20 protein-coding genes are annotated in these 21,958 nt (G+C 72.7%); 7 read left to right on the top strand and 13 right to left on the bottom strand.

Going from position 1 to position 21,958, the window contains the following annotated elements:
• Positions 1–1,360: M4 family metallopeptidase (locus AB0L59_RS23555; RefSeq protein ID WP_365586829.1), on the top strand; the 1,360-nt coding region annotated here is incomplete at its 5' end.
• Between the two features lie 57 nt (positions 1,361–1,417).
• Here AB0L59_RS23555 and AB0L59_RS23550 read toward each other — a convergent pair.
• From AB0L59_RS23550 to AB0L59_RS23525, 6 genes are all read right to left on the bottom strand, one after another.
• Positions 1,418–2,566, bottom strand: coding sequence for a glycoside hydrolase family 64 protein (locus tag AB0L59_RS23550; protein ID WP_365586869.1), 1,149 nt, complete (start codon positions 2,564–2,566; stop codon positions 1,418–1,420).
• Between the two features lie 203 nt (positions 2,567–2,769).
• Positions 2,770–3,525, bottom strand: a complete 756-nt coding sequence (locus tag AB0L59_RS23545; RefSeq protein ID WP_365586827.1) for a dienelactone hydrolase family protein — start codon at positions 3,523–3,525, stop codon at positions 2,770–2,772.
• A 115-nt stretch (positions 3,526–3,640) separates the two neighbouring features.
• Complete coding sequence (locus tag AB0L59_RS23540) at positions 3,641–4,261, bottom strand: L-threonylcarbamoyladenylate synthase (RefSeq protein WP_365586824.1); 621 nt, start codon at positions 4,259–4,261, stop codon at positions 3,641–3,643.
• Between the two features lie 515 nt (positions 4,262–4,776).
• Entirely contained in the window at positions 4,777–6,009 is a 1,233-nt protein-coding gene (locus AB0L59_RS23535) for a cytochrome P450 (RefSeq protein ID WP_365586823.1), read from the bottom strand.
• A 435-nt stretch (positions 6,010–6,444) separates the two neighbouring features.
• A complete protein-coding gene (locus AB0L59_RS23530; RefSeq protein WP_365586821.1) occupies positions 6,445–6,654 on the bottom strand; it encodes a hypothetical protein in 210 nt (69 codons plus the stop codon).
• A 791-nt stretch (positions 6,655–7,445) separates the two neighbouring features.
• Positions 7,446–7,913 (bottom strand): hypothetical protein, encoded by a 468-nt coding sequence (locus AB0L59_RS23525; protein WP_365586818.1) that lies wholly within the window; start codon positions 7,911–7,913, stop codon positions 7,446–7,448.
• A gap of 341 nt (positions 7,914–8,254) precedes the next feature.
• On the opposite strand from AB0L59_RS23525, the gene AB0L59_RS23520 reads away from it, so the two are divergent.
• Together AB0L59_RS23520 and AB0L59_RS23515 are read left to right on the top strand one after the other, a co-directional pair.
• A complete protein-coding gene (locus AB0L59_RS23520; protein WP_365586815.1) occupies positions 8,255–9,604 on the top strand; it encodes a transaminase in 1,350 nt (449 codons plus the stop codon).
• A gap of 46 nt (positions 9,605–9,650) precedes the next feature.
• The gene (locus tag AB0L59_RS23515) at positions 9,651–10,091 is read left to right on the top strand and encodes an Lrp/AsnC family transcriptional regulator (RefSeq protein ID WP_365586813.1); all 441 of its coding nucleotides are present in this window, start codon (positions 9,651–9,653) and stop codon (positions 10,089–10,091) included.
• 12 nt (positions 10,092–10,103) lie between these two features.
• Here AB0L59_RS23515 and AB0L59_RS23510 read toward each other — a convergent pair whose 3' ends face one another.
• The 5 genes from AB0L59_RS23510 to AB0L59_RS23490 form a co-directional block, all read right to left on the bottom strand.
• Entirely contained in the window at positions 10,104–11,156 is a 1,053-nt protein-coding gene (locus tag AB0L59_RS23510; protein ID WP_365586810.1) for a PP2C family protein-serine/threonine phosphatase, read from the bottom strand.
• A gap of 479 nt (positions 11,157–11,635) precedes the next feature.
• Positions 11,636–12,523 (bottom strand): Gfo/Idh/MocA family oxidoreductase, encoded by an 888-nt coding sequence (locus AB0L59_RS23505; protein ID WP_365586808.1) that lies wholly within the window; start codon positions 12,521–12,523, stop codon positions 11,636–11,638.
• Between the two features lie 35 nt (positions 12,524–12,558).
• On the bottom strand, positions 12,559–13,542 hold the full coding sequence (tgmB, locus tag AB0L59_RS23500; RefSeq protein WP_365586805.1) for an ATP-grasp ribosomal peptide maturase: 984 nt from the start codon (positions 13,540–13,542) through the stop codon (positions 12,559–12,561).
• A 17-nt stretch (positions 13,543–13,559) separates the two neighbouring features.
• A complete protein-coding gene (gene tgmA, locus AB0L59_RS23495) occupies positions 13,560–13,751 on the bottom strand; it encodes a putative ATP-grasp-modified RiPP (protein WP_365586802.1) in 192 nt (63 codons plus the stop codon).
• A gap of 182 nt (positions 13,752–13,933) precedes the next feature.
• The gene (locus AB0L59_RS23490) at positions 13,934–14,776 is read right to left on the bottom strand and encodes a fructosamine kinase family protein (protein ID WP_365586868.1); all 843 of its coding nucleotides are present in this window, start codon (positions 14,774–14,776) and stop codon (positions 13,934–13,936) included.
• A 227-nt stretch (positions 14,777–15,003) separates the two neighbouring features.
• On the opposite strand from AB0L59_RS23490, the gene AB0L59_RS23485 reads away from it, so the two are divergent.
• On the top strand, positions 15,004–15,714 hold the full coding sequence (locus tag AB0L59_RS23485; protein ID WP_365586800.1) for a tRNA-dependent cyclodipeptide synthase: 711 nt from the start codon (positions 15,004–15,006) through the stop codon (positions 15,712–15,714).
• A complete protein-coding gene (locus tag AB0L59_RS23480) occupies positions 15,711–16,922 on the top strand; it encodes a cytochrome P450 (RefSeq protein ID WP_365586797.1) in 1,212 nt (403 codons plus the stop codon). Before AB0L59_RS23485 ends, AB0L59_RS23480 begins: the two co-directional genes overlap by 4 nt.
• Positions 16,923–17,571: 649 nt before the next feature.
• On the opposite strand, the gene AB0L59_RS23475 is transcribed toward AB0L59_RS23480, so the two are convergent.
• Both AB0L59_RS23475 and AB0L59_RS23470 read right to left on the bottom strand, forming a co-directional pair.
• Positions 17,572–18,450, bottom strand: coding sequence for a hypothetical protein (locus AB0L59_RS23475; protein WP_365586795.1), 879 nt, complete (start codon positions 18,448–18,450; stop codon positions 17,572–17,574).
• Between the two features lie 125 nt (positions 18,451–18,575).
• Positions 18,576–19,574 (bottom strand): hypothetical protein, encoded by a 999-nt coding sequence (locus tag AB0L59_RS23470; RefSeq protein ID WP_365586793.1) that lies wholly within the window; start codon positions 19,572–19,574, stop codon positions 18,576–18,578.
• 550 nt (positions 19,575–20,124) lie between these two features.
• Here AB0L59_RS23470 and AB0L59_RS23465 point away from each other — a divergent pair.
• Both AB0L59_RS23465 and AB0L59_RS23460 read left to right on the top strand, forming a co-directional pair.
• A complete protein-coding gene (locus AB0L59_RS23465) occupies positions 20,125–20,985 on the top strand; it encodes a hypothetical protein (RefSeq protein WP_365586790.1) in 861 nt (286 codons plus the stop codon).
• Positions 20,986–21,175: 190 nt separating this feature from the next.
• On the top strand, positions 21,176–21,946 hold the full coding sequence (locus AB0L59_RS23460) for a class F sortase (RefSeq protein WP_365586788.1): 771 nt from the start codon (positions 21,176–21,178) through the stop codon (positions 21,944–21,946).
• Positions 21,947–21,958 lie beyond the last annotated feature (12 nt).

Genomic DNA, 21,958 nt, shown 5'->3' with positions numbered 1-21,958 from the left:
CGGCTCCGGCAACAACGACCCGCTGACCGCGCTCGACGTGGCCGGCCACGAGATGAGCCACGGCGTCACCTCCAACACCGCGGGCCTCGACTACACCGGTGAGTCCGGTGGCCTCAACGAGGCCACCAGCGACATCATGGGCACCGGCGTGGAGTTCTACGCCAACAACAGCTCCGACCCCGGTGACTACCTCATCGGCGAGAAGATCAACATCAACGGCGACGGCACCCCGCTGCGCTACATGGACAAGCCGAGCAAGGACGGCGGGTCGGCCGACAGCTGGTACTCCGGTGTCGGCAACCTCGACGTGCACTACTCCTCGGGCCCGGCGAACCACATGTTCTACCTGCTCTCCGAGGGCAGCGGCACCAAGGTCATCAACGGCGTGACCTACAACAGCCCGACGTCCGACGGCGTCGCCGTGACCGGCATCGGCCGCGCCGCCGCGCTGCAGATCTGGTACAAGGCGCTGACGTCGTACATGACGTCGAGCACCAACTACGCCGGTGCCCGCACCGCCGCGCTGAACGCGGCCACCGCGCTGTACGGCGCCAACTCGGCCCAGTACGCGGGAGTCGCCAACGCCTTCGCCGGCATCAACGTCGGCAGCCATGTCACCCCGCCGGGCAACGGGGTGACGGTCACCAACCCGGGCAACCAGACCTCCACCGTCGGCACCGCCGTCAGCCTCCAGGTGCAGGCGAGCAGCACCAACAGCGGTGCCCTGACGTACAGCGCCTCCGGACTGCCGGCCGGGCTGTCGATCAACAGCTCCACCGGGCTGATCACCGGCACGCCGACCACGGCGGGGACGTCCAACACCACGGTCACGGTGACCGACTCCACCGGCGCGACCGGTACCGCGAGCTTCACCTGGACGGTCAACCCCAGTGGCGGTGGCGGCGGTTGCACGTCGACCCAGCTGCTGAGCAACCCCGGCTTCGAGTCCGGAAGCACCGGCTGGACCGCGACCAGCGGCGTCATCACCACCGACAGCGGTGAGGCGGCGCACGGCGGCTCCTACAAGGCGTGGCTGGACGGCTACGGCTCCTCGCACACCGACACGCTGTCCCAGTCGGTGACGATCCCCGCGGGCTGCAAGGCGACCCTGACCTTCTACCTGCACATCGACAGCGCGGAGACGACCACCAGCACCGCGTACGACAAGCTGACGGTCACCGCCGGTTCGAAGACCCTGGCGACGTACTCGAACCTCAACAAGGCCTCCGGCTACAGCCAGAAGTCCTTCGACCTGTCCTCGCTGGCGGGCCAGACGGTCACGCTGAAGTTCAACGGCGTGGAGGACTCCTCGCTGCAGACCAGCTTCGTGGTGGACGACACCGCCCTCACGACCGGCTGAGCCACACATGACGGTCCCGCGCCCCGGCAGCCGGCCGGGGCGCGGGATCCTCGCGTGTCAGCCGAGCGGATCCAGCGTCAGGTACGCCTGCTGCGGACTGCCGTCGTGCACCAGCGACTCCTGGTTGCCGACGTCGTCGAAGGCGAACGCGTAGGCCTTGCCGTCGGCCATCTGCCCGTGGACCGCACGCGCGTACTGGTTCGTCACCGCGTCCTGGTAGAAGGCGGCCGTGGAGGTGTCCGGCTGGTTGGGGTTGACCAGCAGGGTGGAGCGGTTGAAACCGGCGCAGAGGGTCCGGGAGATGGGCCCGCGGACGGTGTCGTTGGGCGCGTCGAGCAGCTTGTGGCAGCCGAACACGCTGTCCGCGTCGGGTTTCTGGAAACTGGTGACGACCGCGCCCGAGGGATTGGTGAAGTTCATGACGTTGCCCGAGACCCGGCCGTAGTACTTGGTGCCCGGCTGGTCGGCGAACGGAGTGACGGTCAGCGTCGCCGTCGAGTACTTCTGCCAGACCCGGTTGACGTAGTCGTCCATGACGTTCGCCGGCAGGGCGCCGGTCTCCACGCCGTACAGCGGTGAGAGGGCGCGCAGCACGGTTCCGTCGGAGCGGGTCTGGATCAGGCCGGACCAGCCGCCCGACTGGCTCCGCAGCGCGTTGAAGAAGCCGGTGTACCCCCCGGCCTTCAGGTGCCCGGTGCTGCTCACGCTGCCGTCGGAACGCTGCACCCCGACCGCGTACGGCGCGGAGAACATGTCCACCTGGGTGCTGTTCAGCCACAGCCCGGAGTCGTTGAGAGTGTACTCGGACCAGTTGAACAGGATGTTCCGGTTGGGGTCGGAGGGGTTCTGCACGGCCGGCTGGACCAGGCCGCCGGTGGTCAGCCGGAAGTCGAGCTTCTGGCCGTAGGAGAAGTAGATACGGCCGGAGAACTTCGGTATCCGGATCGTCTTGGACTGCCCGGCGCCCGGGCCATCGATCGCGGCGTCCGGGGCCGGCGTCGGGGGGTTGCCGCCTGCCGGCCAGGCGTGGAAGGTGCCGCCCGCGTCGGCCCAGCCCTGCTGACCGGAGGACAGCTGGGTGCCGAGGTCGTAGACGTAGACCGGTTCGGAACGGCCCGAGTTGTTGGTGATCTTCAGCGGAATGGTGTCCGGGACCGCGGCAGCGGCGTGGTCCGGGGCGCCGAACGCGAGCACTCCGCCGACCAGGGCCGCAGCGGCCGCCAAGGGTAGCGCGGGGCGCGTGAGGTGATGTGGCACTCTCCTACCTCCGTGTGGGGTCGGGGCCGTACGGATATTGGTCCGTACCTGGTTGAGAGCGCTCTCAGACTCGTACCGAGACGAGTTCATGTCAATGGGATGAACAGACCGGGCTACGGCGCCCACCCTGCGGCGGGCGCCGTGAACCGGTGTCAGAAGGTGCGCTCGAGCAGGCCGAGCAGCGCCGCCCAGTGCCGCTCGTCGGCCTCCTTGTCGTACGCCGGAGTGTCCGCCTGCGTGTAGCCGTGGTGGGCGCCCTCGTAGACCTCGCAGGTGTGCCGGACCCCGGCGTCGGTCAGGGCCTTCTCGAAGCGCTCGATCTGCTCGGGCGGCAGCGAGTGGTCGTTGTCGGCGTGTCCGAGGTACAGCTCCGCGGTGATGCGCGGGGCACCCAGGTGAGGGCTGGTCGGATCGTCGGTGGCGAGGCCACCGCCGTGGAACCCGGCTGCGGCCGCCACCCGGTCCGGATGCGCCGCCGCCGTCCACAGGGCGAGCCGGGCGCCCATGCAGTAGCCGGTGATTCCGACCGGCCCGTCGGTGACCAGCGGGCTGTCGGCCATCCAGCGCAGATAGGCGGCGGAGTCCCGCGCGATCAGGTCCGGGGTCAGCGCGAACACGATCGGGCCGAGCTTCTTCCAGATGGTGGGGTCGGCGCCCGGGTCGATGAACTCGGGCAGTTCCACGACCGGAGCGCGGCCGAGACGGTAGGTCACGTTGGGCACCAGCACGGTGTAGCCGGCGGCGGCCAGCCGGTCGGCCATCTTCCTCAGGTGCGGCCGAAGGCCGTAGGCGTCCTGGTAGAACAGCACACCCGGACGGGGCTCTCCGTCCGCGGGGTGGACGAGGTACGCGTCGGCGACGCCGTCCTCGGTCTGGATGTCGAGGTCGGTTCCCTGGACATCGGTCATGGTGAGCAGGCCTCCCTTGGGGAACGGGCGTCGGACGGCGGTCGCCCCCGGCGCCAGGGGTACCGCCCATGCTGTCACGCAAGATCCGGAACCTCGCACCCGGTGCCCCGGGAGCTCACTCGAAGCGGCTGGTGTCCCCCGCACCCCGCCGTACGATCTCCGCCTCGCCGCTGGAGAAGTCCACGACCGTGGTCGGCTCCGTGCCGCAGTCGCCGGAGTCGACCACCGCGTCCACTACGTGGTCGAGCCGGTCCTTGATCTCCCAGCCCTGCGTCAGCGGTTCGGCCTCGTCCGGCAGCAGGAGCGTGCTGGACAGCAGCGGCTCGCCCAGCTCCGCCAGCAGTGTCTGGGTGACCACGTGGTCGGGGATGCGCACGCCCACGGTCTTCTTCTTCGGGTGCAGCAGTTTGCGCGGCACCTCGCGGGTGGCCGGGAGGATGAAGGTGTAGCTGCCGGGCGTGGACGCCTTCACGGCCCGGAAGACGTCGTTGTCCACCCGCACGAACTGGCCGAGCTGCGCGAAGTCCCGGCACATCAGCGTGAAGTGGTGCCGGTCGTCCAGACGGCGGATGGCGCGGATCCGGTCCATGCCGTCCCGGCTGCCCAGCCGGCAGCCCAGCGCGTAACAGGAGTCGGTCGGGTATGCGATGAGCGCTTCCGAGCGCACCGCGTCGGCGATCTGGGCGATGCTGCGCGGCTGCGGATTGTCAGGGTGCACGTCGAAGTACTTCGCCACCCGTCGAGCTTATGCCGTCCCGGACAACCCGCGCGCACCCACGCGCCCACCGCCCCCCGCGACCTCGGCTCCGTGCGGCAGGGCCCGTGCCGGCAACGTCACCCGGTCGCCCCGCGATGTCGTTGTGTAGGCGCCGGATTCCGGGGCATGCGACCTGTGAGCCGTCCTGGGCCTCCCCCCGCCCCGGACGCGACGTCTCCGTCGGCGACTCACCCCCCCCGGGTCGCCGGCGGAGCCACGTCCGGCGCCGGAGCGCGGCACATCGGGTGACGTGCGCGGGCGCAAGACCCGGGGCCCGTGCCGGACGCGTCGCCCAGCCCCTCGGCGTGCACGCCCAGACCGTGCGGGGACACGTCCGCGCGGCCGAACCCGTTCCGGAACGCCGGGTGACGGCCGGGGGCGGCGATCCGTACGAGGTCGTCCTCGCCCAGCTCGTGGCCGGCACCGCACATGGTTTCGGCAGTCCGCGGGGCACGACCGGAACGGGGGACCGGTCGCGGCCCCGCGCCCCGCCCTCAGGCTCCCAGCCGGACCGGGATCTCCTGCCAGCCGTGCGCGATGAACGACGGCACGTGCCGCAACTCGTCGGGGTCGACGGCCAGGCGCAGCTCCGGGAAACGGGTGAACAGCGCGGGCAGCGCCGTCAGCGCCTCCAGCCGGGCCAGGGGAGCGCCGACGCAGCGGTGCACACCGATCCCGAACGCGAGATGGTCCTCGGCCCCGCGCGCCGCTTCGAAGACGGCCGCGTCCGGGCCGTAGTGCGCGGGATCCAGGCCCGCGGCCGCGTACGCGGTGATGATCGCGTCCCCGGCCGGGATCGTCACGTCCCCCACCTTCAGGTCCTCCACCGCGAACCGCAGCGGGAGCGCGGCGATGGACGGATGCACCCGCAGCGTCTCGTCGACCACCGCGCCCCATCCCACCGCCCCGGAGCGCACCGCCGCCAGCTGCTCCGGGCCGGACAGCAACGCGACCACCGCGTTGCCGATGAGGTTGACGGTCGTCTCGAAGCCGGCACCGATCACCAGCAGCAGCGTGTGCAGCAACTCCTCGTCCGAGAGCCGGTCGCCGTCCTCGTCCCGGACCCGGATCAGCTCCGTGGTGACGTCGTCGCCCGGATGCCTCCGCCGGTGCTCGATCAGCGCGCCGAACACCGAGCCGATCCGCTGCTGCACGGAGGCGGCGGACTCGGGACTCTGGTCGGAGGTGTCCATGATGTCGGCGATGAGCCTCGCCGCGTCGGGCCGTAACTCCTCGTACACGCCGAGCAGTTCGCAGATCATGCGCATCGGCAGGGGATGCGCCAGACCGGCCCGCAGGTCGACCACCCGGCCGGCCGCCCCCTCCGCCGCCAGCGCGTCCAGCAGCTCGGTGGTGAGGGCCGCCACACGCGGCCGCATCGCCTCGGTACGGCGGTGGGTGAAGCTCGGCGCGACCAGCTTGCGCAGCCGGGCGTGGTCGGCGCCGTACGTGGAGAGCATGTTGACCACCCCCACCCAGGTCGCCATCCAGCTCCAGGACGGATGTCGGGCCAGCTCCGGCCACAGCCGCCAGTGCAGGCGTGCGTCCTTGCTGACCCGGGGATCGAGGATGAGGTCCTTGAGGGAGGCGTGGCCGGTGGGTGCCCATGCGGGGATGCCGCCGGGCAGTTCGACCGGTACGACGGGGCCGCGTGCGCGCAGCCGGGCGCTCTCGGCCACGATGTCGGAGCCGAAGGGGTCGAGGGCGATGCGGTCGGTGACGGTCACGTCTGGTCTCCTGGGCGAGCGGCCCTCTTGCGAGGCGGTCGCCCCTCAGTAGACGCCGTCATCGCCGACAAGCACACAGCGCGGGCTCGCCGGGGTTGGAAACCGGCCGAGCCGACGTCTCATCCGGCGCGTGCGACTGGCAGGTTGTAGACGTGCCCGGGCCAGATGATCCTCGAGATCGCCGCGCCCGGCACGATGCTGGGCTCCTGGGACCGGTGGCCGGTGTCGATGTCGAGGAGTGCCAGGAGTGCCAGGAGTGTGTGTCCACGGCGGGCAGACGGTCGGCGACTGGTACCCGGGCGGGGAACCCCGGTGGCCGATCCATCCCTGCACGTCGAAGATGCCCGGTCCGTATCCGGCCCCCTTGGCGGAGCCGGCCCGCGGAGTGGTGAACCGCTGCTTGCGGTGGGGCACCGCCCATCCGCCTCCCGTCCGTTAACCGGCCCGTGGCGACCGTGGGCGCCCAGGTGTGCGGATCGCGGAGGGGCGCGGGACGATCGGGCCGGCCGCCCAGCCCCACGACGGATTCCGGTCGCCCGAGTCGGCTTCCTTGCCGTCGGCCCTGTGTGTGGTGTAGCGCGCGGCGTAGTCCTGCGCGTGCGGAGCGGGCGACTCGTTGCCGGTCGGGAAGACCGTGTGCGTCATGGCGGTAGTGGCCGGACCGAGGAAACCGCCGTGGTGCGGAGCTGCGTTGCGGGTCCGAGGCCGGTGCCGTGAAGGATGCCGCGTCCTCGGAGTAGGCGGGCAGCCCGCTGCGCATGTCGACGATCGCGCAGGGCACGTGCGCCTCGGGCATCACCTTCCGTACGGCGGCGTCGAGTTGGCGTGCCGCGCGGGGGCGAGGTCACGTACCGCCGAAAATCGGGGGCTCCCTGAGTCGGCGGTGAACGCACGGTGGCGCCGCTGCCGGCCCGGTGGCGACCGGTGCCGTCGGCGTCCCCGTCGTGACGGCGACCGCGGCCCCCGGCGGACGCGTGCGGCCGATCCACATGGTCTGACTTCGGGCACGTGAGAGGTGAAGGTGCCGTGAGCGGGACGTCCGAGCCCGGACCCGCCCAGCGCGGGGAGCGCTGCATCCGCCGGCGGAATGTTTGTCCGGCGGGATGCTTGTCCGACGGGCGGAGCGCCCCGTTCGAGCGACGCCCTCACCCGACCCGGTGAGCCGGCCGGGCGAGGCGTGCCGGTGGCGGCCCGGCCGCGTTGCCCCGGCATGAACCGTTTGGACCCGGCGAACCGCTTGGATTGGCTGGACCGGATCGAAAGCCTGGACCGGATGCGCCGGATGCGCCGGCTCTCGCAGGTGGACCGGTCCCGGGAACCGATCTACGCCGGACTCGTGGCCGAGTGGCGGGCGCAGGGACGGACGGTACCCGCGGAACCGGACGCCCTGTGGTCCGTGCCCGGTGCGCGGCCTGTGCGCGGGCGGACGTGAGCCGTCACTGCCCGCACGGCGGCGCGAGGACGGCGAGGGTCCCGTTGGCCTGCCGCAGCGCCTCCTCCAAGGCGCCGGGCGAGTGGAGCGCGCCGGTGCCGTCCGGCGGCACGAGCCACTCGAGAAAACGCGCGGGCCGGTACGGCGGCGGTACGGCGACCCAGGCCCCCTTGGTCGCGTACCGCAGACCGGCGCCCACCCAGTCCCCGGCAGGGTCCGGGGGCAGGAAGAATCCGACCCGGCCCGCCGCCGTGTCGATCAGCGTCGGCCCGGGCACCGGCACGCCGGGCTGCCACAGCAGGTCGAGGGTGAGCAGGCCCAGCCGGTCGGGGACGGTCAGCACGTCCCAGAAACGGCCCGCCTCCAGCAGTGCGACGCCCTCGCCGTGATCCCACTCCCACTTGCAGGAGCGCGGGTCCGCCGCCGCCGCGGCCAGCCACTCCACGCCCCGCATCCACATCGTGTTCGTCATGCACTGCTCCGGGTGTCCGCACTGGCCCGCGCTCGGCGCAGGGCACGACCGCGACCGGGCACTCCGTGCGCCTGCACACCAACCCGGCATATGCATGCTCGTAGATATTTCTACGTGGCGGAAGGGGTGGCGCGGCCTGGCGTTTGAGCCGGGACGTTCGAAATCCGGCCGTGGGTTCGTCAGCTGACGGATGGGTGACGCGTCACCCTCTCGGTTGTCACGCCCCCTGGGGGCGCTCGATTGGATCGCTGTCTCAATTGATTCATGCGTCAAACCTTGAGATCAGTGCTGTTTCGGTCGTACGCTCACGGAATTCGTCACCATCTCCAGCGAGGTACCCCATGGACCGCACGCGTCTGCACGCCCTCCTGGCCCGCGAGAGCGCCGAGGCCGAGGGGCGCAACCCGCGCTCGCGCGCCGCTTATGCGCGGGCCGGTCACCTCTTCGGCCGGGTGCCGATGACCTGGATGAACAAGACGGCCGGTGCCTTTCCGCGCTATCTGGCGGGGGCGCGTGGCGCCCGGGTCACGGACGTCGACGGGCACGAGTACATCGACTTCTGCCTCGGCGACACCGGGGCGATGGCCGGCCACTCGCCCGCCCCGGTCACCGAGGCCGTGCAGCGGCGGTTCGCCGAACTGGGCGGGGCCACGGCGATGCTGCCCACGGAGGACGCCGAGTGGGTCGGCGCCGACCTGACCCGCCGGTTCGGCCTGGCGCACTGGAGCTTCTCGCTGACCGCCACGGACGCCAACCGCTGGGCGATCCGGCTCGCCCGTGCCGTCACCGGGCGCCCGAAGATCCTGGTGAACAGCTACTGCTACCACGGCAGCGTCGACGAGTCCCTGATCGTCGTCGGCCCGGACGGCACGGGCACCGCACGCCCCGGCAACGTCGGCGCCCCCTGCGACGTGACGCTGACCAGCCGGGTGGCCGAGTTCAACGACCTCACGGGCCTGGAGCGCGCACTGGCCCACGGTGACGTCGCCGCCGTCCTCATGGAGCCCGCGCTCACCAACATCGGCATCGTCCTGCCGGAGCCCGGGTACCTCGCCGGCGTCCGCGAGCTGACCCGGCGCTACGGCAGCCTGCTCATCAACGACGAGACCCACACCTTCTCCGCGGGGCCCGGCGGCTGCACGGCCGCCTGGGACCTGGAACCCGACCTGCTGACCATCGGCAAGGCCATCGGCGGCGGCATCCCGGCCGGCGCCTACGGGCTCTCCGCCGAACTCGCCGAGCGGATCCTGGCCCGCACCGACCTGGACCTCGTCGACATGGGCGGCGTCGGTGGCACCCTCGCGGGCAACGCGCTGTCGGTCGCCGCGATGCGGGCCACCCTCGAACACGTCCTCACCGAGGAGGCGTTCGCCAGGATGGCGGGGCTCTCCGAGCGCTTCGAGGCGGGTGTCCGGGCGGGCATCGAGGCGCACCGGCTGCCGTGGTCCGTGAGCCGGCTCGGGGCCCGCACCGAGTACCGTTTCACCACCCCGGCGCCGCGCACCGGCACCGAGTCCGCGGCCGCATCCGATCCCGAGCTGGAGGACTTCCTGCACCTCTACCTCGCCAACCGCGGCATCCTGCTGACCCCGTTCCACAACATGGCGCTCATGTGCCCCGACACCACCGAGCGGGACGTCGACACCCACACCGAGGTCTTCGCCGCAGCCCTCGCCGAACTGGCGGGCTGAGACCCGCGGCCGGACCCGCCCGCAACACCCGCACGAAAGGACACGCGTGGACGAGATCGACCGGGCCATCCTGCGCGAGCTGCAGACCGACGGCCGTATCGCCTACGCCGACCTGGGCCCCAAGGTCGGTCTGTCCGCCTCGGCGGCCCGGCAGCGCCTGCAACGCCTGCTGGACTCCAGAGCCGTCCAGGTGGTCGGGGTCACCGACCCGATGGCCATGGGCGGGCAGGCCATGGCCCTGCTCGGCATCGGCGTCGACGGTGACCCCCGCACCGTCGCCGACGCCCTCGCCGAACGCCCGGAGGTCGTCTACTCGGTGCTGACCTCCGGCGGATTCGACCTGTTCGCCGAGGTGGTCGCCCCCGGCCCGAAGGCCCTGCTGGACTTCGTCAACGACGTGGTACGCCCCCTGGAGGGCGTCCGCGAGATCCGGTCGTTCCCCTACTTCGGCATCCACACCCACCGCTTCCTGTGGGACGTGGGCTGACCGGCGGGGCGGTCAGGCGGTGGGCGTCCCGGGCGACAGCACCAGCATGGTGACGTCGTCGCGGACCTCGTAGCGCAGGCGGACGAGCTCCGCCCACACCGCCCCGGGAAGCCCGGCGGACGCCGTGGCGGTCAGGGCGGCCAGCCGCGCGGGCAGCGGGTAGAAGGCGTCCTCGCCGTCCCGCGCCTCCCACACCCCGTCGGAGGCGAGGAAGAGCCGGTCACCCGGGTCCAGCGTCACCGTGATCTCCTTCGGCGACTCGACACCGACCAGCCCGATGCCCAGTGGCGGTCCCGGCGGGACCGCCACCTCCAGGGCCTGCTCCGCGTGCAGCAGGACGGGCGCCGGATGACCGCAGGCCACCACCCGGACCGCCCGCCCGTCGGGGGGGAACTCCAGCAGCACGCCGGTGGCGAACAGCTCCGCGTGCCGTACGTCCGCCGAGTCCACCGCCAGCCTGCGGTCCATCCGCGCGGCGACCGACTCCAGGTCCGGCTGGTCCAGCACGGCCTCCCGGAACGCCCCCAGCAGCGACACCACCGTCGCGACCGCCGACAGCCCGTGCCCCTGTACGTCGCCCATCACCGCCCGCACGCCGTACGGTCCCTCCCGCACGTCGAAGAAGTCCCCGCCCACCAGCGTCCCGTCCTGCGCGGCCCGGTAGAACCCCGTGCACTCCACGCTTCCCACCCGCCCCGGCAGCGTCGGCATCACGGCCCGCTGCACGGCTTCGCCGATCGCCCGCTCCGCGTCCAGCTGGGCGTCCCGGCGGCTGCGCACGTACGACACGAACACACTCAGGACGGCCACGAACACGATGGTGAGCAGATCGGTGTTGCCGGGGCGGTTCAGATGGGTGGCGGGGACGTTCAGCACCGCGACCACCCCGGCGCCGAGGAGCGCGGTGCCCAGCGGGCCGTAGGACAGAACGGCCAGTGGGGGGATGGCCCCGAGCAGGAAGCCCAGGTCACGGGCGTGGGTGGTGGCCACCGTGGCCGTGCTGACGGCCACGAGCAGCAGCACGGGCAGCACCCGCACCCACCACGGCGGCGGAGCTCCCCGCAACCAGCCGCGAGCCTCCCGGTCCCGATGCGACGACCCGTCGCGCACCGATGTCACATCCCCAAGCTACGCCGCCGCCCGCCGCCGGGCCTCCCGCCCGGGAGCACCGCCTTCCCCCCGGGCCGCCCTGACCAGGCGCCCGATCCCGCGTCGTGCCGGAAGGGGGACCGGACACTGCGGGGGCGCGGCACCTTCCGGGCCGAGGGCGTTGCCGGTGCCGGGTGCCACGCCGGCCCAGCGGCTTCGACGGGCCTACGACGAGATGCGGCGCCACGTGTCCTTCGTCGCCGGACGGCCCGCTCCCCGAGTTCCCGCTGGGAACGGGGAGGGGAGGGCAGGGGCCGGCGGACGGCTGACGGGTGCCGTGCCGTCCGGGCCAGGGTGGCGCCGACCAGTCGATTCCCGACCTCGCACGCCGCCTCCCGCACCGCCACCCGCCGTGCCGGGCCGGAGCGGGCGGGCGGAGGTGGCGGGGCCGGGGACTAGTCCCTCTTCTCTGCCAGGCGTGCCTCCGCCGTGGCGAGGATCTCGGTGACGCGGAGGCCGAACGCGGCGTCGCAGGCCTGGGGACGGCCCGTGCGGACGGCGGTCAGCAGGGCGTCGGTGGCCCGGGCGAGCGCGGGGATCGCGCCTTCGGAGCTCCCCGGCATCAGCGTCACGCCCGACTCGCCCCGCAGTTCCACATCGGCCCCGGCCGCCGCCGGCGGCGCGGTCAGGCTCAGCGTGAGCGTGCTCGACGCGCCCGTGGCGTGGTCGAGGACCAGATGCACGGTGTCCGCGGGGCCGTGCGCCGCTGCCACGATCTGGCGTACGTCGCCGAGGACCGGCAGCAGGACCGACAGCGCGTGCGGGCCGACGTCCCACAGCGCGCCCCTCTCCCGTCGCCACGGCGAGGCCGCGAACGGGCTGTCGGAGGTGAACACGGCTCCCAGCCACTGCGCGCGCGCCGTGAACCAGCCCGCCACCGCCGCCTGTTCCTCGATCCAGGCCTCCGGCTCCTTCTGGAAGCGGGCCGTGAAGAAGACGACCGAGGCCACCCCGGCCCGCTCCACCGCGGCCACGACGGCGCGCCCCTCGGCGACCGACAGCGCGAGCGGCTTGTCCAGCAGCAGATGACGGCCCGCCCGTGCCGCCCGCAGCGCCAACTCGACCTGCACGGACGGCGGCAGTGCCACGGCCACCGCGTCCACGTCGGCCAGCAGCGCGTCCACGTCGTCGTAGGCGGGCACGCCGTACTGCTCCGCCAGTGCCTTGGCCGCCTCCGGCCGGCGGCCCCACACCCCGGCGAACTCCGCGCCGGTGTGCCCGGCTAGAGCGGGGGCATGGGCAGCCTGGGCCCACGGGCCCGTTCCCAGCAGTCCGATACGCATGTGCCGTTCCTTTCTCCGAGCCGATTCCCGCACCCTCATGACGCTGCGCTGCGGTCGCCGTCCGCACACCTGCCGCTGCGGTCCCCGCCTTCGGCAAGCCACGTGGCGATCGTCGCGGCGATGGGCTGACCTGTGTCCATCTCGACGAAACCGAACTGGCCCGACTGGTTGCACTCCAGGAACCACCAGATTCCGTCGGAGTCCTCGGCGAAGTCGAATGCGCCGTACGCCAGTTCCGCGCCCGCCATGTACCGCCGCACCCCCTCGGCGACGCGCGGGGGCACGGCCGAGGGCAGCCAGGGAGAGACCGAAGGGGCGAAACGGACGTCCACGTCGTCCGGGTGGCCGTCCGGGTCGACCGGCTTGCGTGCGGCCAGCAGCGTGTCGCCGACGACGGTGAGGCGGATGTCGGCGCGCTTGGCGACCCGCCGTTGCAGCAGCGTCGGACCGAAGGCCACCGCCGAGAAGTCGGTGTCCGGCGCGACCCGGCTCGTCGGCACCGCCCGCGGCGGCTCCTGCGGATGCGCGCCGGACACCGGTTTGACCACGAGGTCCGGGAAGCGCTCCGCGAACTCCCGCGCCGCCTGCGGGAACGTCGTGATCAGCGTGGCCGGCACGGCGAGGCCGCTGCGCTGGGCGAGGTGCAGCTGCCAGGGCTTGTGACGGGCGCGGCGGGCCGCGTCCGGGTGGTTCATCCAGCGTGCGTCGGTGGTGCGCAGCATGCCGTACAACGCCTGTGACGACTCCTCCGTCAGCCAGGCGGACGGCTGGGCGGCACGAGCGGCCGCGTCCCCCGGTCTGCGCACCCAGACGGAGCGCAGGCCGCTCATGCTCACCAGGCGCCCGCCGACGGACAGGTGTCCGCGGCAGGCGCCCCGCACGTACTCGCCCGACAGCGCCACCCCGTTGGTCAGATCCGCGGGATCGAGCCGGGCGACGGGCACGCCGGCCTCGCTCAGCCGGAGGACCACCATGTCCGCCGTCACGTCTTCTTCAGTGGTCAGGATGAGCACGGTCATCTTCGAAGGCCCGCGGTTCAGTCGTCGAAGTGCGTCTTGGAGCCCGCGGTCGAGGTCGTGGTCCCCAGAGCTCTCAGGGTCGCGTGGTCGGTGGCGGCGATCCGCCCGTCCGGGAGGACGTTCAACTGCAGTCCGGAGTCGTACGCATACGGAATGGTGACGTCCAACTGCACAGCGGGCCGCGCGTAGTTGAGCGTGAACGGTTGCATGGTCTCTCCCTGATTCGGCTTTCACGTCCTTATACGAATCGAACGAGTGATTGGTTTCCTCACGCTGAGTAACCGCAGCTCGGAGAGGGCGTCCAGAAGGGGTGCCCGCAGGACAGCAAGCCTGCATGGCACAGGACGCCGGGGAAGCCCGGGGCGTTGCGCTTCCACGGCTGTGTGCGGGATCACTCCGCGAGCGCCGCCGCGTTCCGCGCCACCGCCAGGGCCTGTTCCGCGTACCCGCGTCCGAACAGCACCGCGTGCACCAGCAGCGGGAACAACTGGTGCACGCCCACCCGTTCCCGCCAGCCCGCCGCGAGTGGCGCCACCTCCTCGTATCCCGCGAGCACCCGGTCCAGATGAGGGCAGCCGAACAGCTGAAGCATCGCCAGGTCGGTCTCCCGGTGCCCGCCGTGCGCGGCCGGATCGATGAGCCGGACCTCGCCGTCGGTGCCCCACAGCACGTTCCCGTTCCACAGGTCCCCGTGCAGGCGCGCGGGCGGCTCGGCGGGGCCGGCCAGCTCCGGAATGCGGGCACACACCCGCTCGAACACGGCTGTCTCGCCCGCGCGGAGCGTGCCGCGGTCGACCGCACCGCGCACATACGGCAGCACGCGGTGCTCGGCGTACCAGCGGGGCCAGTCGGTGCCCCGCACATTGCGCATGGGGGCGAGGCCGATGAAAGCGTCCACGGGGCCGTCGGGCGGCGGCGCTCCGAAATCCGAAGCACCCGCGGCGTGCAGGGCGGCCAAGGCCTGGCCGAAACGCAGCGCCGCCGCGGGGTCGGAGCGCCCGGTCGGCACCCGCTCCGTCACCAGCCAGCGTTCGTCGTGACCGAGCACCGCCGGGACCCGGACCGCGCCCGCGGCGGCGAGCCAGCGCAGCCCCGCCACCTCCGCGCGTACGGCACCGGGGGCGTCACCGCGCTTGACCATCACCGGCGCCCCACCGTCCAGCGTCACCTCGGCCGGCGATCCGGAGGGCGTCCGTGCTCCGGTGACCGGGCGTCCGGTGAGCCGGGACGCCACCTGTCCCGGATCCTCGCGATCCTCGTCTCGGTTGGCCACCGCCCCAGCGTACGACCCGCAACGGAGCCCGACAGCAGGGCACTTCGACCGTTGCTACGACAGTTTTCAGCCAAACCCAGGCGGTAACTACCCGTGCTGAATCCGTACCGCTAGCGTGAGGGCGCCGCGTCGCCACACCAGGGGCACAGGGCCCTGCCGGGACTAGCGCGCGGCGGAGGATTTCCCCTTTGACCACAGCATCCGTGCTGATGGCCGACGTCTTCGAAGTCCAGCCGTACACCTCCCACTGCGAAGTCATCCTGGGCGAGGGCGCACATGCCGTGATCGGCGTGTCCCCGGGCAACAGCTACTTCTCCGGCCGCCGCCTGCGCGACCTCGCCCGCTGGGGGCTGGACCACTTCGACAGGGTCGACTTCGTCTACACCGACCTGTACGTCGCCGAGATGTACGAGGCGTCCGGCTATCCACCGGACGAGGCCCGGCGCAAGGCGGTGAAGAACCTGCGCGGGGTGCGCGCCAAGGTCCGTGACGCGGTGTCGGCGGCCGACCCCGAGGGGCTGCGGCTGGACTGGCACCCGATGTCGGAGTTCCGTACCAACCCGGCCTACCAGGACATCCACCGGCAGCTCCAGGCGCGCCTGGCCGCCGACGGGGCCTTCCGGGCGGTCTGCGATGCCCTGGTGAATCGTTTCCTCAGTGCGCGTGGCGGAGAGCCGACCGAGCGGCAGCGCGCGGTCTGCCTGGAGTACGTGTGCGCCGAGGCTCCGCTGTTCCTGGACACCCCCGCCATCCTCAAGGTGCCCTCCTCCCTCAACTGCTACCACCAACTGCTGCCGATGGCCGAACTGTTGTACTCCCGCGGCGCCGGCCTGCGCGCCTCCCGCAACCAGGGCCACGCCATCGTCACCCCCGCCGCCGTCGAAGGAACCGCCGCATGACCACTGCCCCCGGCATCCGCGCCGACCACCCGCCCCTGCTCGACTTCCCGTTCTCCTGGGACGGCACCCGGGTACCCGCCGAGGTCGAGGACCTGCGCGCCGCCACCCCCGTACGGCGCGTGCGGACCATCGCCGGCGACGAGGCCTGGCTCGTGTCCTCGTACGAATTGTGCGCGCAGGTCCTGAGGGACGACCGGTTCTCCCTGAAGGACACCTCGGCCCCCGGAGTCCCCCGGCAGTACGCGCTCACGATCCCGCCAGAGGTCGTGAACAACATGGGCAACATCACGGGCGCCGGGCTGCGCAGGGCGGTGCTGAAGGCCCTCAACCCCAAGTCGCCGGGCCTGATGGAATGGCTGCGCGAGGAGGCGCACCGGCTGGCGGACCGGATGGTGGCCGAGGGTCCGACGGCCGACCTGCGCGGCGCGTTCTGCGAGCCCTACTCGGCGGGCATGCACTGCCGCATCCTCGGTATCCCGCAGACCGAGGGCCCGGCCTTTCTGCGCAGCCTCGACATCGCCTTCATGAACTCGGCGTGCCCGATCACCGGCGCGAAGATCAACTGGGACCGGGACATCGCCCGGATGACAGCCCTGCTCGACGACCCCGCCACGCACGGGCTGATGGGCGAACTCGCCGCCCTGCGCGACGACCCCGACTACGCCCACCTCACCGACGAGATGCTGGCCACCGTCGGGGTCACCATGTTCGGCGCCGGCGTGATCTCCACGTCCGGCTTCCTCGCGATGGCCCTGGTCCACCTGCTCACCCATCCCATCGCCCGGGACCTCCTGCGCGACCGCCCGGACCTGATCGGCCAGGGTGTCGAGGAACTCCTCAGGGTCAACCTCTCCATCGGCGACGCCCTGCCCCGCCTCGCCCTGGAGGACGTCCGGCTCGGCGGCGTCGACGTCCGCAAGGGAGAACTCGTCCTGGTGCTGGTGGAGGGCGCCAACCTCGACCCGGCGAAGTTCCCCGACCCGCACCGCTTCGACGTCCACCGTGACAACACCGCCGACCACCTCTCCTTCGGCGGCGGTGCCCACTACTGCCCCGCGACCGCGCTCGGCCGGGCGCACGCCCGGATCGCCCTGGAGGTCCTCCTCGACCGCCTCCCGGATCTCGCACTCGCCGTACCGCCCGCCCAACTGGTCTGGCGCACCGGCTTCATGAAGCGGATCCCCGAACGGCTCCCGGTCACCTGGTAATCCGCGTCACCCTGCGCTCGCCGCTCGCCGCCCCCGCCCGACACCCCGGGCGGGGATGCCGGTGGGATCGCCCGGAGCGGCGGCGCACGGTGGGGCGGCCCTGGGGGTGGTGCTCACGGAGATTGGCCGGGGGGTGGTCCCTGCGGGGCCGGCTCGGCCTGCCGTCGGCGGTCGATGGACCGGTGCCGGGCGCGTTCCTCGCGGGTCGGCCGGAGGACCGTCCGACGGCCGGCAGGGCGGGGCGTCAGTGGCGATCGGCAGGACGCTGGTTCGCGGGACAACGCGCGGTCGACGGGTCGGCTCCAGGTGTGCTCCGCGATAGGCGGGCGCGGAGACGGGTGAGTGCCTGACGGGGTGTGCGGCCGGGGGAGACCCCCTGATGGCCGGCTCGGAGTCGGGTCGGTGCCCGACAGGGTGTGAGCCCAGGTGACGGTCCCCGCGAGGCGGTCCCGGGTCCGGCCGGTGCGCCGACGGCGTGCCGGCCGAGTGCGTGCTCCGCAGGGTCGACGGCGGCGCAGGCCCGAGCCCTGCAGGGGCGCTGGACGAGGGCGTTCACCTCAGGGGCCGGCCCCGCCCGGTCAACGGTGTCCGGCCGGTGGCCGGGCGGGGTGAGGGAAACAGGGGGCCCGGCGACCAGCCCGGTGCTCCGTCAGGTGCCGGCGGGGTACGACGACCGGGTCAGCCCCACCGGGTTGCCCGGCGGGAGGAGGCCCGAGGTCTCGACCGTGCGGGTCAGTGGCTCCAGCAGATCGGCCAGGCGCGCGGCGCGGTCGGTGCCGAGTGTGGTCCACGGGGCCGAGGCCGCCGCGTCCGTCAGCGTCTCCACCTCCGCGCGTACGGCCGTGCCGGCCGGGGTGAGCGAGCCGTCGGCCGCCAGCAGGCCCTGCTCACGCAACCGTGTCCCGGCCGCGTCCCAGTCCGCCTGCTCCCACTTGCGCGTCTCCCGCAGGAACGCCCCGTCGGACTCGCCGGCGGCCACCTTGAGCAGCATGGCCTCGACCGGCCCGATCCCCTGGCTCACCAGCACGGCGACATGGGAGTCGCCGCGGTGCTCGCGCAGCGTCGTCAGGCCCTGCCACAGGCGTGCCGTGGCGCGGTCCGGGCGCTCCAGCGCCTGGTTGGCGGCGGCCAGCATCCGCCCCTCGGTGTCCGCCGCCGCAGCCGCCTCCCAGGCCAGGTCGGCGGCCTCCGCGAACTCGGCCGAGCCGACGGCCTCCGGACCGAACAGGCCGGTCATCGCCGCGTCCAGGGCGTCCAGCCGGGCGGCCAGCACGTCGACGGGAGCCGCGTACGTCCAGGCGTCCGGCAGGGCCCGGCCCACCCGGTCGGGGTGGAAGACGTAGAAACAACTCGTCACGACGGACGGGGGGACCGCGCCGAGCGGTGCCGCGCGCAGGGCGAAATACCCCATCCAGTATCCGCGCATGCCGAGCGCGTCCGCCGCCCGGCGGACCTCCGGCGCGAAATAGACGAGATCGTGCACCGGCTCGTACCGCTCCCACAGGGTCCGCGCCATTGCGTCCGCCACCGCTTCCTCCCACCGCCGACCTGTCGTGCTGCCGGCACCAGCCTGCTTTATGACGACAGTCATAACAAGGGGGGCCGGACCAGGGCCGGCACATGCGAAAGGCCTCGGCCCCGTAGGCCCGGACGTCACGTGGGCAGTGCCCGGACGCGGCCGATGGCGTTGCCGGTCAGTTCGGTGAACCACACGGCCCGGTCGGGTCCGGTCGCCAGACGGAACGGGGTCCTGTCGGCGCCGTCCGGCACGGGGAAGGTGGTGACCTTGCCGTTCGGGGTGATCCTGCCGATCCGGCCCGACTGGTCGGCGTACCAGATCCGGCCGTCGGGCCCGCGCGTGATGCCGCTCGGGCCGCTGCCGGGGTCGGGCAGCGGAATCCGGGTGACGCGGCCGGCGTAGGTGAGCCGGTCGACCGAGTTCGTTCCCGACGTGGTGACCCACACGCCGTCCGGTCCGGTGGCGATGTCGTCGGGGAAGGGCGACGCGCCGGGCAGCGGGTACTCCGTGATCCGGCCCGAGACGGTGATCCGTCCGACCTTCCCGCTGTCGATCTCGGTGAACCACAGCGCGCCGTCGGCGCCGGCGGCGATGGAGTACGGTCCGGCCAGTGGCGTCGGCACCGGGTACTCCGTGAACCGGCCGGAGGCGGTGAGCCGGCCGATCTTGTTCGCGTTTCCCTCGGCGAACCACAGGGCCCGGTCCGGCCCGACGGCGATCCCCGACGGCGCGCTGTCGGGCGTGGGGATCGAGAACTCCCTGAGACGGCCGGAGGTGGTCAGCCGGCCGATCCTGTTCGCGCTCGTCTCGGTGAACCACAGGGCGCGGTCGGGGCCCTCGGTGACCTCGGTCGGGCCGGTGTCCGCAGCGGAGGTGGGGAAGTCGGTCGTGGTGCCGTCGAGCGCGATCCGCCCGATCCGTCCGACAGCGTTCTCCGCGAACCACAGGGCACGGTCCGGCCCCGCGGTGATGCCGGCGGGGAAGGCGCCGGCGGTGGTGGTCACCGGATACTCCGTCACGGACCCGACGTCGGCCCGGGCCGGGGCGGCGACGGCGATGACGCCGACCAGCGCACCCAGGAACGCCGTGCGCAGCCGACGGCTTCCTCGTCCGAGCAGGGTGGCCTCGGGCATGGCGCGCCCCTTCTCGGCGGCCGGAGCGGGGAGCGCCGCCGGAATGTGATGGACAGTCGGATCGAGGCTACGGCTGCTCGCACGGCCGTACGAGCCGGCCGCTCCAGGAGGGGGAGGACTTTCCACCCGTCGGCCCAGGGCGCGTCACGACACGGCGCCACCTGGTTCACGACCGCCTCGGACGCCGCCCGGCCGGCCTTCCCGCGCAGGGCCCGCAGCACGCCGAACCCGTCGATGCCGAGCCCGAGCCCGACCTGCTCTGGAGGCAGCCGAAACACCTCGGTGACCTCACCCGGCTGCCGGGCAGCCGGGTGGCCGACGGCATGGCGCGGGCGCCCGGTCGGGGAAGCGGGAAACGACGCGCCGGGATATTCCCCCGGACGGGGGCATGCGGAGCGCGATCACTGGGGCAGACGGGTGGCGATGATGACCCGGCTGGGCGGCTCGGATGGTGGGAGCTTGCGCCCTCGCTGACGGTGGTTCATGTCGAGGCCGGGTCTTTCCAGCTGATGAGGTATCCGCTGCCCGGTCACGGCGGAAGGACATCGCTATGCGTTCTGCCCGCATGTTTCTGGCCTCGGCGGCCGTCACCGCCGCTCTGGCCTTCGCCGTGCCCAGTGCCGCGTTCGCCGTTCCAGCGGGCGACGACGGGGGCCGCGACAACTCCTCCTACGGCCGGGGACACGACCATGGCTCCGGCGGTGACCGGGACCGCGGTTCCGGCCGCGACCGCGGCCGAGGCGACGACTCGGGCCGCGACAATGATCACGGCAACGGCCGCGACGACGGCCGCGGACACGACGAGCCGCGCGGTGGCATTCACACGGGCGGCGGTGCGTTGGCCACCGTGCGTGGTGACGGCCACGGCTCCGACGACGACGACCACGGCGGTGGCGACGACCACGGCTCCGACGACGACAACGGGGGTGGCGACGAGCACGGGGGTGGCGACGAGCACGGCGGTGGCGACGAGCACGGGGGCGGCGACGAGCACGGCGGTCGCGGCGAGCACGGTCGTGGCGGTGGCCACGACGACGGCCGGGGGGTGCGCGGGGGCGTGCACGCGGGTGGCGGATTCCTCGCCACGGCGCACGGCGACGACTGGGGCTCGGGTCGTGACGACGACGGGTTCGGCTCCGGGAACGGCCGTGATGGCGGTCGGGACGGGGGTCGCGACGGCTGGGGGCGTGAGGGCGGCGGTCGTGACGGCGGGGGGCGTGACGGCGGAGGTCGTGACGGCGGCGGTGACAACGAGCGGGGCGGCCACGAGCGGCCGCACGGCGGTATGCACACCGGTGGCGGCGCGCTCGCCGCTCCGAGCGTCACCGCGGGCGGTCTGGCCGTGCTGGCAGCAGGCGCCGGTGGCATGTACCTGCTGCGGCGCAAGAAGGCCGGCGGGTCGGCGTCCTGATCCGACGATTCGTTCCAGAGGCTGCGGTCGCCGCCGACGCGCCCGGCGTGTCGGCGGCCCGCACCTCCGGCGGGCGGCCCCCGGCGTTCCCCTGTACGTACGTCCCCTGGTCCCCCTGCGCGCCGGGCAGCAGTTCCCGGCGCCCCTGTCCTGATACCCGTGCTGCCGTGACCGAGTGAGGTGGTTCCCGATGGCAGCAGATCCCTCCTCCCCGACCCCCGCGGAACCCTCGCCGGACGGGCGGAGTTCCAGCCGTGGCGGGCGGCGGATGACGCTGTGGGGCGTGGCGATCCTCCTCTTCGCGGTCACCGTGTTCGGCGGTCACCACACCTCCGACGACACGCCGCACGCCTCCCGCGCCGCGGGCGCGAGCGCCCCCGCCCCGGCCGATCCGTACGCCGATCCCAAAGCCGATCCGAGAAGCGATCCCAAAGCCGAGCCGAAGAGCGATCGGGAGGCCAGGTCGAAGAGCGATGCGGAGGCCGATCCCGACGACGACCGCTCCGCGCTGCCCCGCTCCACACCGACCCGCCTGCTCATCCCCAAGATCTCCGTGGACGCTCCGTTCACCACCCTGGCCCTCGGTGCCTCGGGCCAGCTCGCTCCGCCGCCCGGGGACGACACCAACCTCGTCGGGTGGTACGCCAAGGGTGTCGCGCCCGGTGAGAAGGGCACCGCGATCATCGCCGGGCACGTCGACACGACGACCTCCGCGGCCGTCTTCGCCAACCTCGACGAGCTGAAAGCCGGCGACACCTTCACCGTGCAGCGCGCCGACGGACGCGATGCCGACTTCGTCGTGGACGACGCCGAGACCTTCGCCAAGGACGAGTTCCCCAGCAAGCGCGTCTACGCCGACGCGGAGCGCCCCGAGGTCCGGCTCATCACCTGTGCCGGGGAGTACGACCACGACGCGAAGGACTACACCGACAATCTCGTGGTCTTCGCCCACCTGGTGTGAACCGGCCCGAAG

The organism is Streptomyces sp. NPDC052109, assembly GCF_040680195.1.
Taxonomy (GTDB): Bacteria; Actinomycetota; Actinomycetes; order Streptomycetales; family Streptomycetaceae; genus Streptomyces.
The sequence above is the reverse complement of the archived record's forward strand: the minus strand, read 5'-3'. Positions and strand labels throughout refer to the sequence as shown.

Coding starts and splice junctions, on each gene's coding strand:
- AB0L59_RS23460 (WP_365586788.1), top strand. CDS start 21,176: ATGGCAGCAGATCCCTCCTCCCCGACCCCCGCGGAACCCTCGCCGGAC.
- AB0L59_RS23480 (WP_365586797.1), top strand. CDS start 15,711: ATGACCACTGCCCCCGGCATCCGCGCCGACCACCCGCCCCTGCTCGAC.
- AB0L59_RS23470 (WP_365586793.1), bottom strand. CDS start 19,574: ATGCCCGAGGCCACCCTGCTCGGACGAGGAAGCCGTCGGCTGCGCACG.
- tgmA (WP_365586802.1), bottom strand. CDS start 13,751: ATGCAACCGTTCACGCTCAACTACGCGCGGCCCGCTGTGCAGTTGGAC.
- AB0L59_RS23545 (WP_365586827.1), bottom strand. CDS start 3,525: ATGACCGATGTCCAGGGAACCGACCTCGACATCCAGACCGAGGACGGC.
- AB0L59_RS23505 (WP_365586808.1), bottom strand. CDS start 12,523: ATGCGTATCGGACTGCTGGGAACGGGCCCGTGGGCCCAGGCTGCCCAT.
- AB0L59_RS23525 (WP_365586818.1), bottom strand. CDS start 7,913: ATGACGAACACGATGTGGATGCGGGGCGTGGAGTGGCTGGCCGCGGCG.
- tgmB (WP_365586805.1), bottom strand. CDS start 13,542: ATGACCGTGCTCATCCTGACCACTGAAGAAGACGTGACGGCGGACATG.
- AB0L59_RS23465 (WP_365586790.1), top strand. CDS start 20,125: ATGCGTTCTGCCCGCATGTTTCTGGCCTCGGCGGCCGTCACCGCCGCT.
- AB0L59_RS23530 (WP_365586821.1), bottom strand. CDS start 6,654: ATGACGCACACGGTCTTCCCGACCGGCAACGAGTCGCCCGCTCCGCAC.
- AB0L59_RS23520 (WP_365586815.1), top strand. CDS start 8,255: ATGGACCGCACGCGTCTGCACGCCCTCCTGGCCCGCGAGAGCGCCGAG.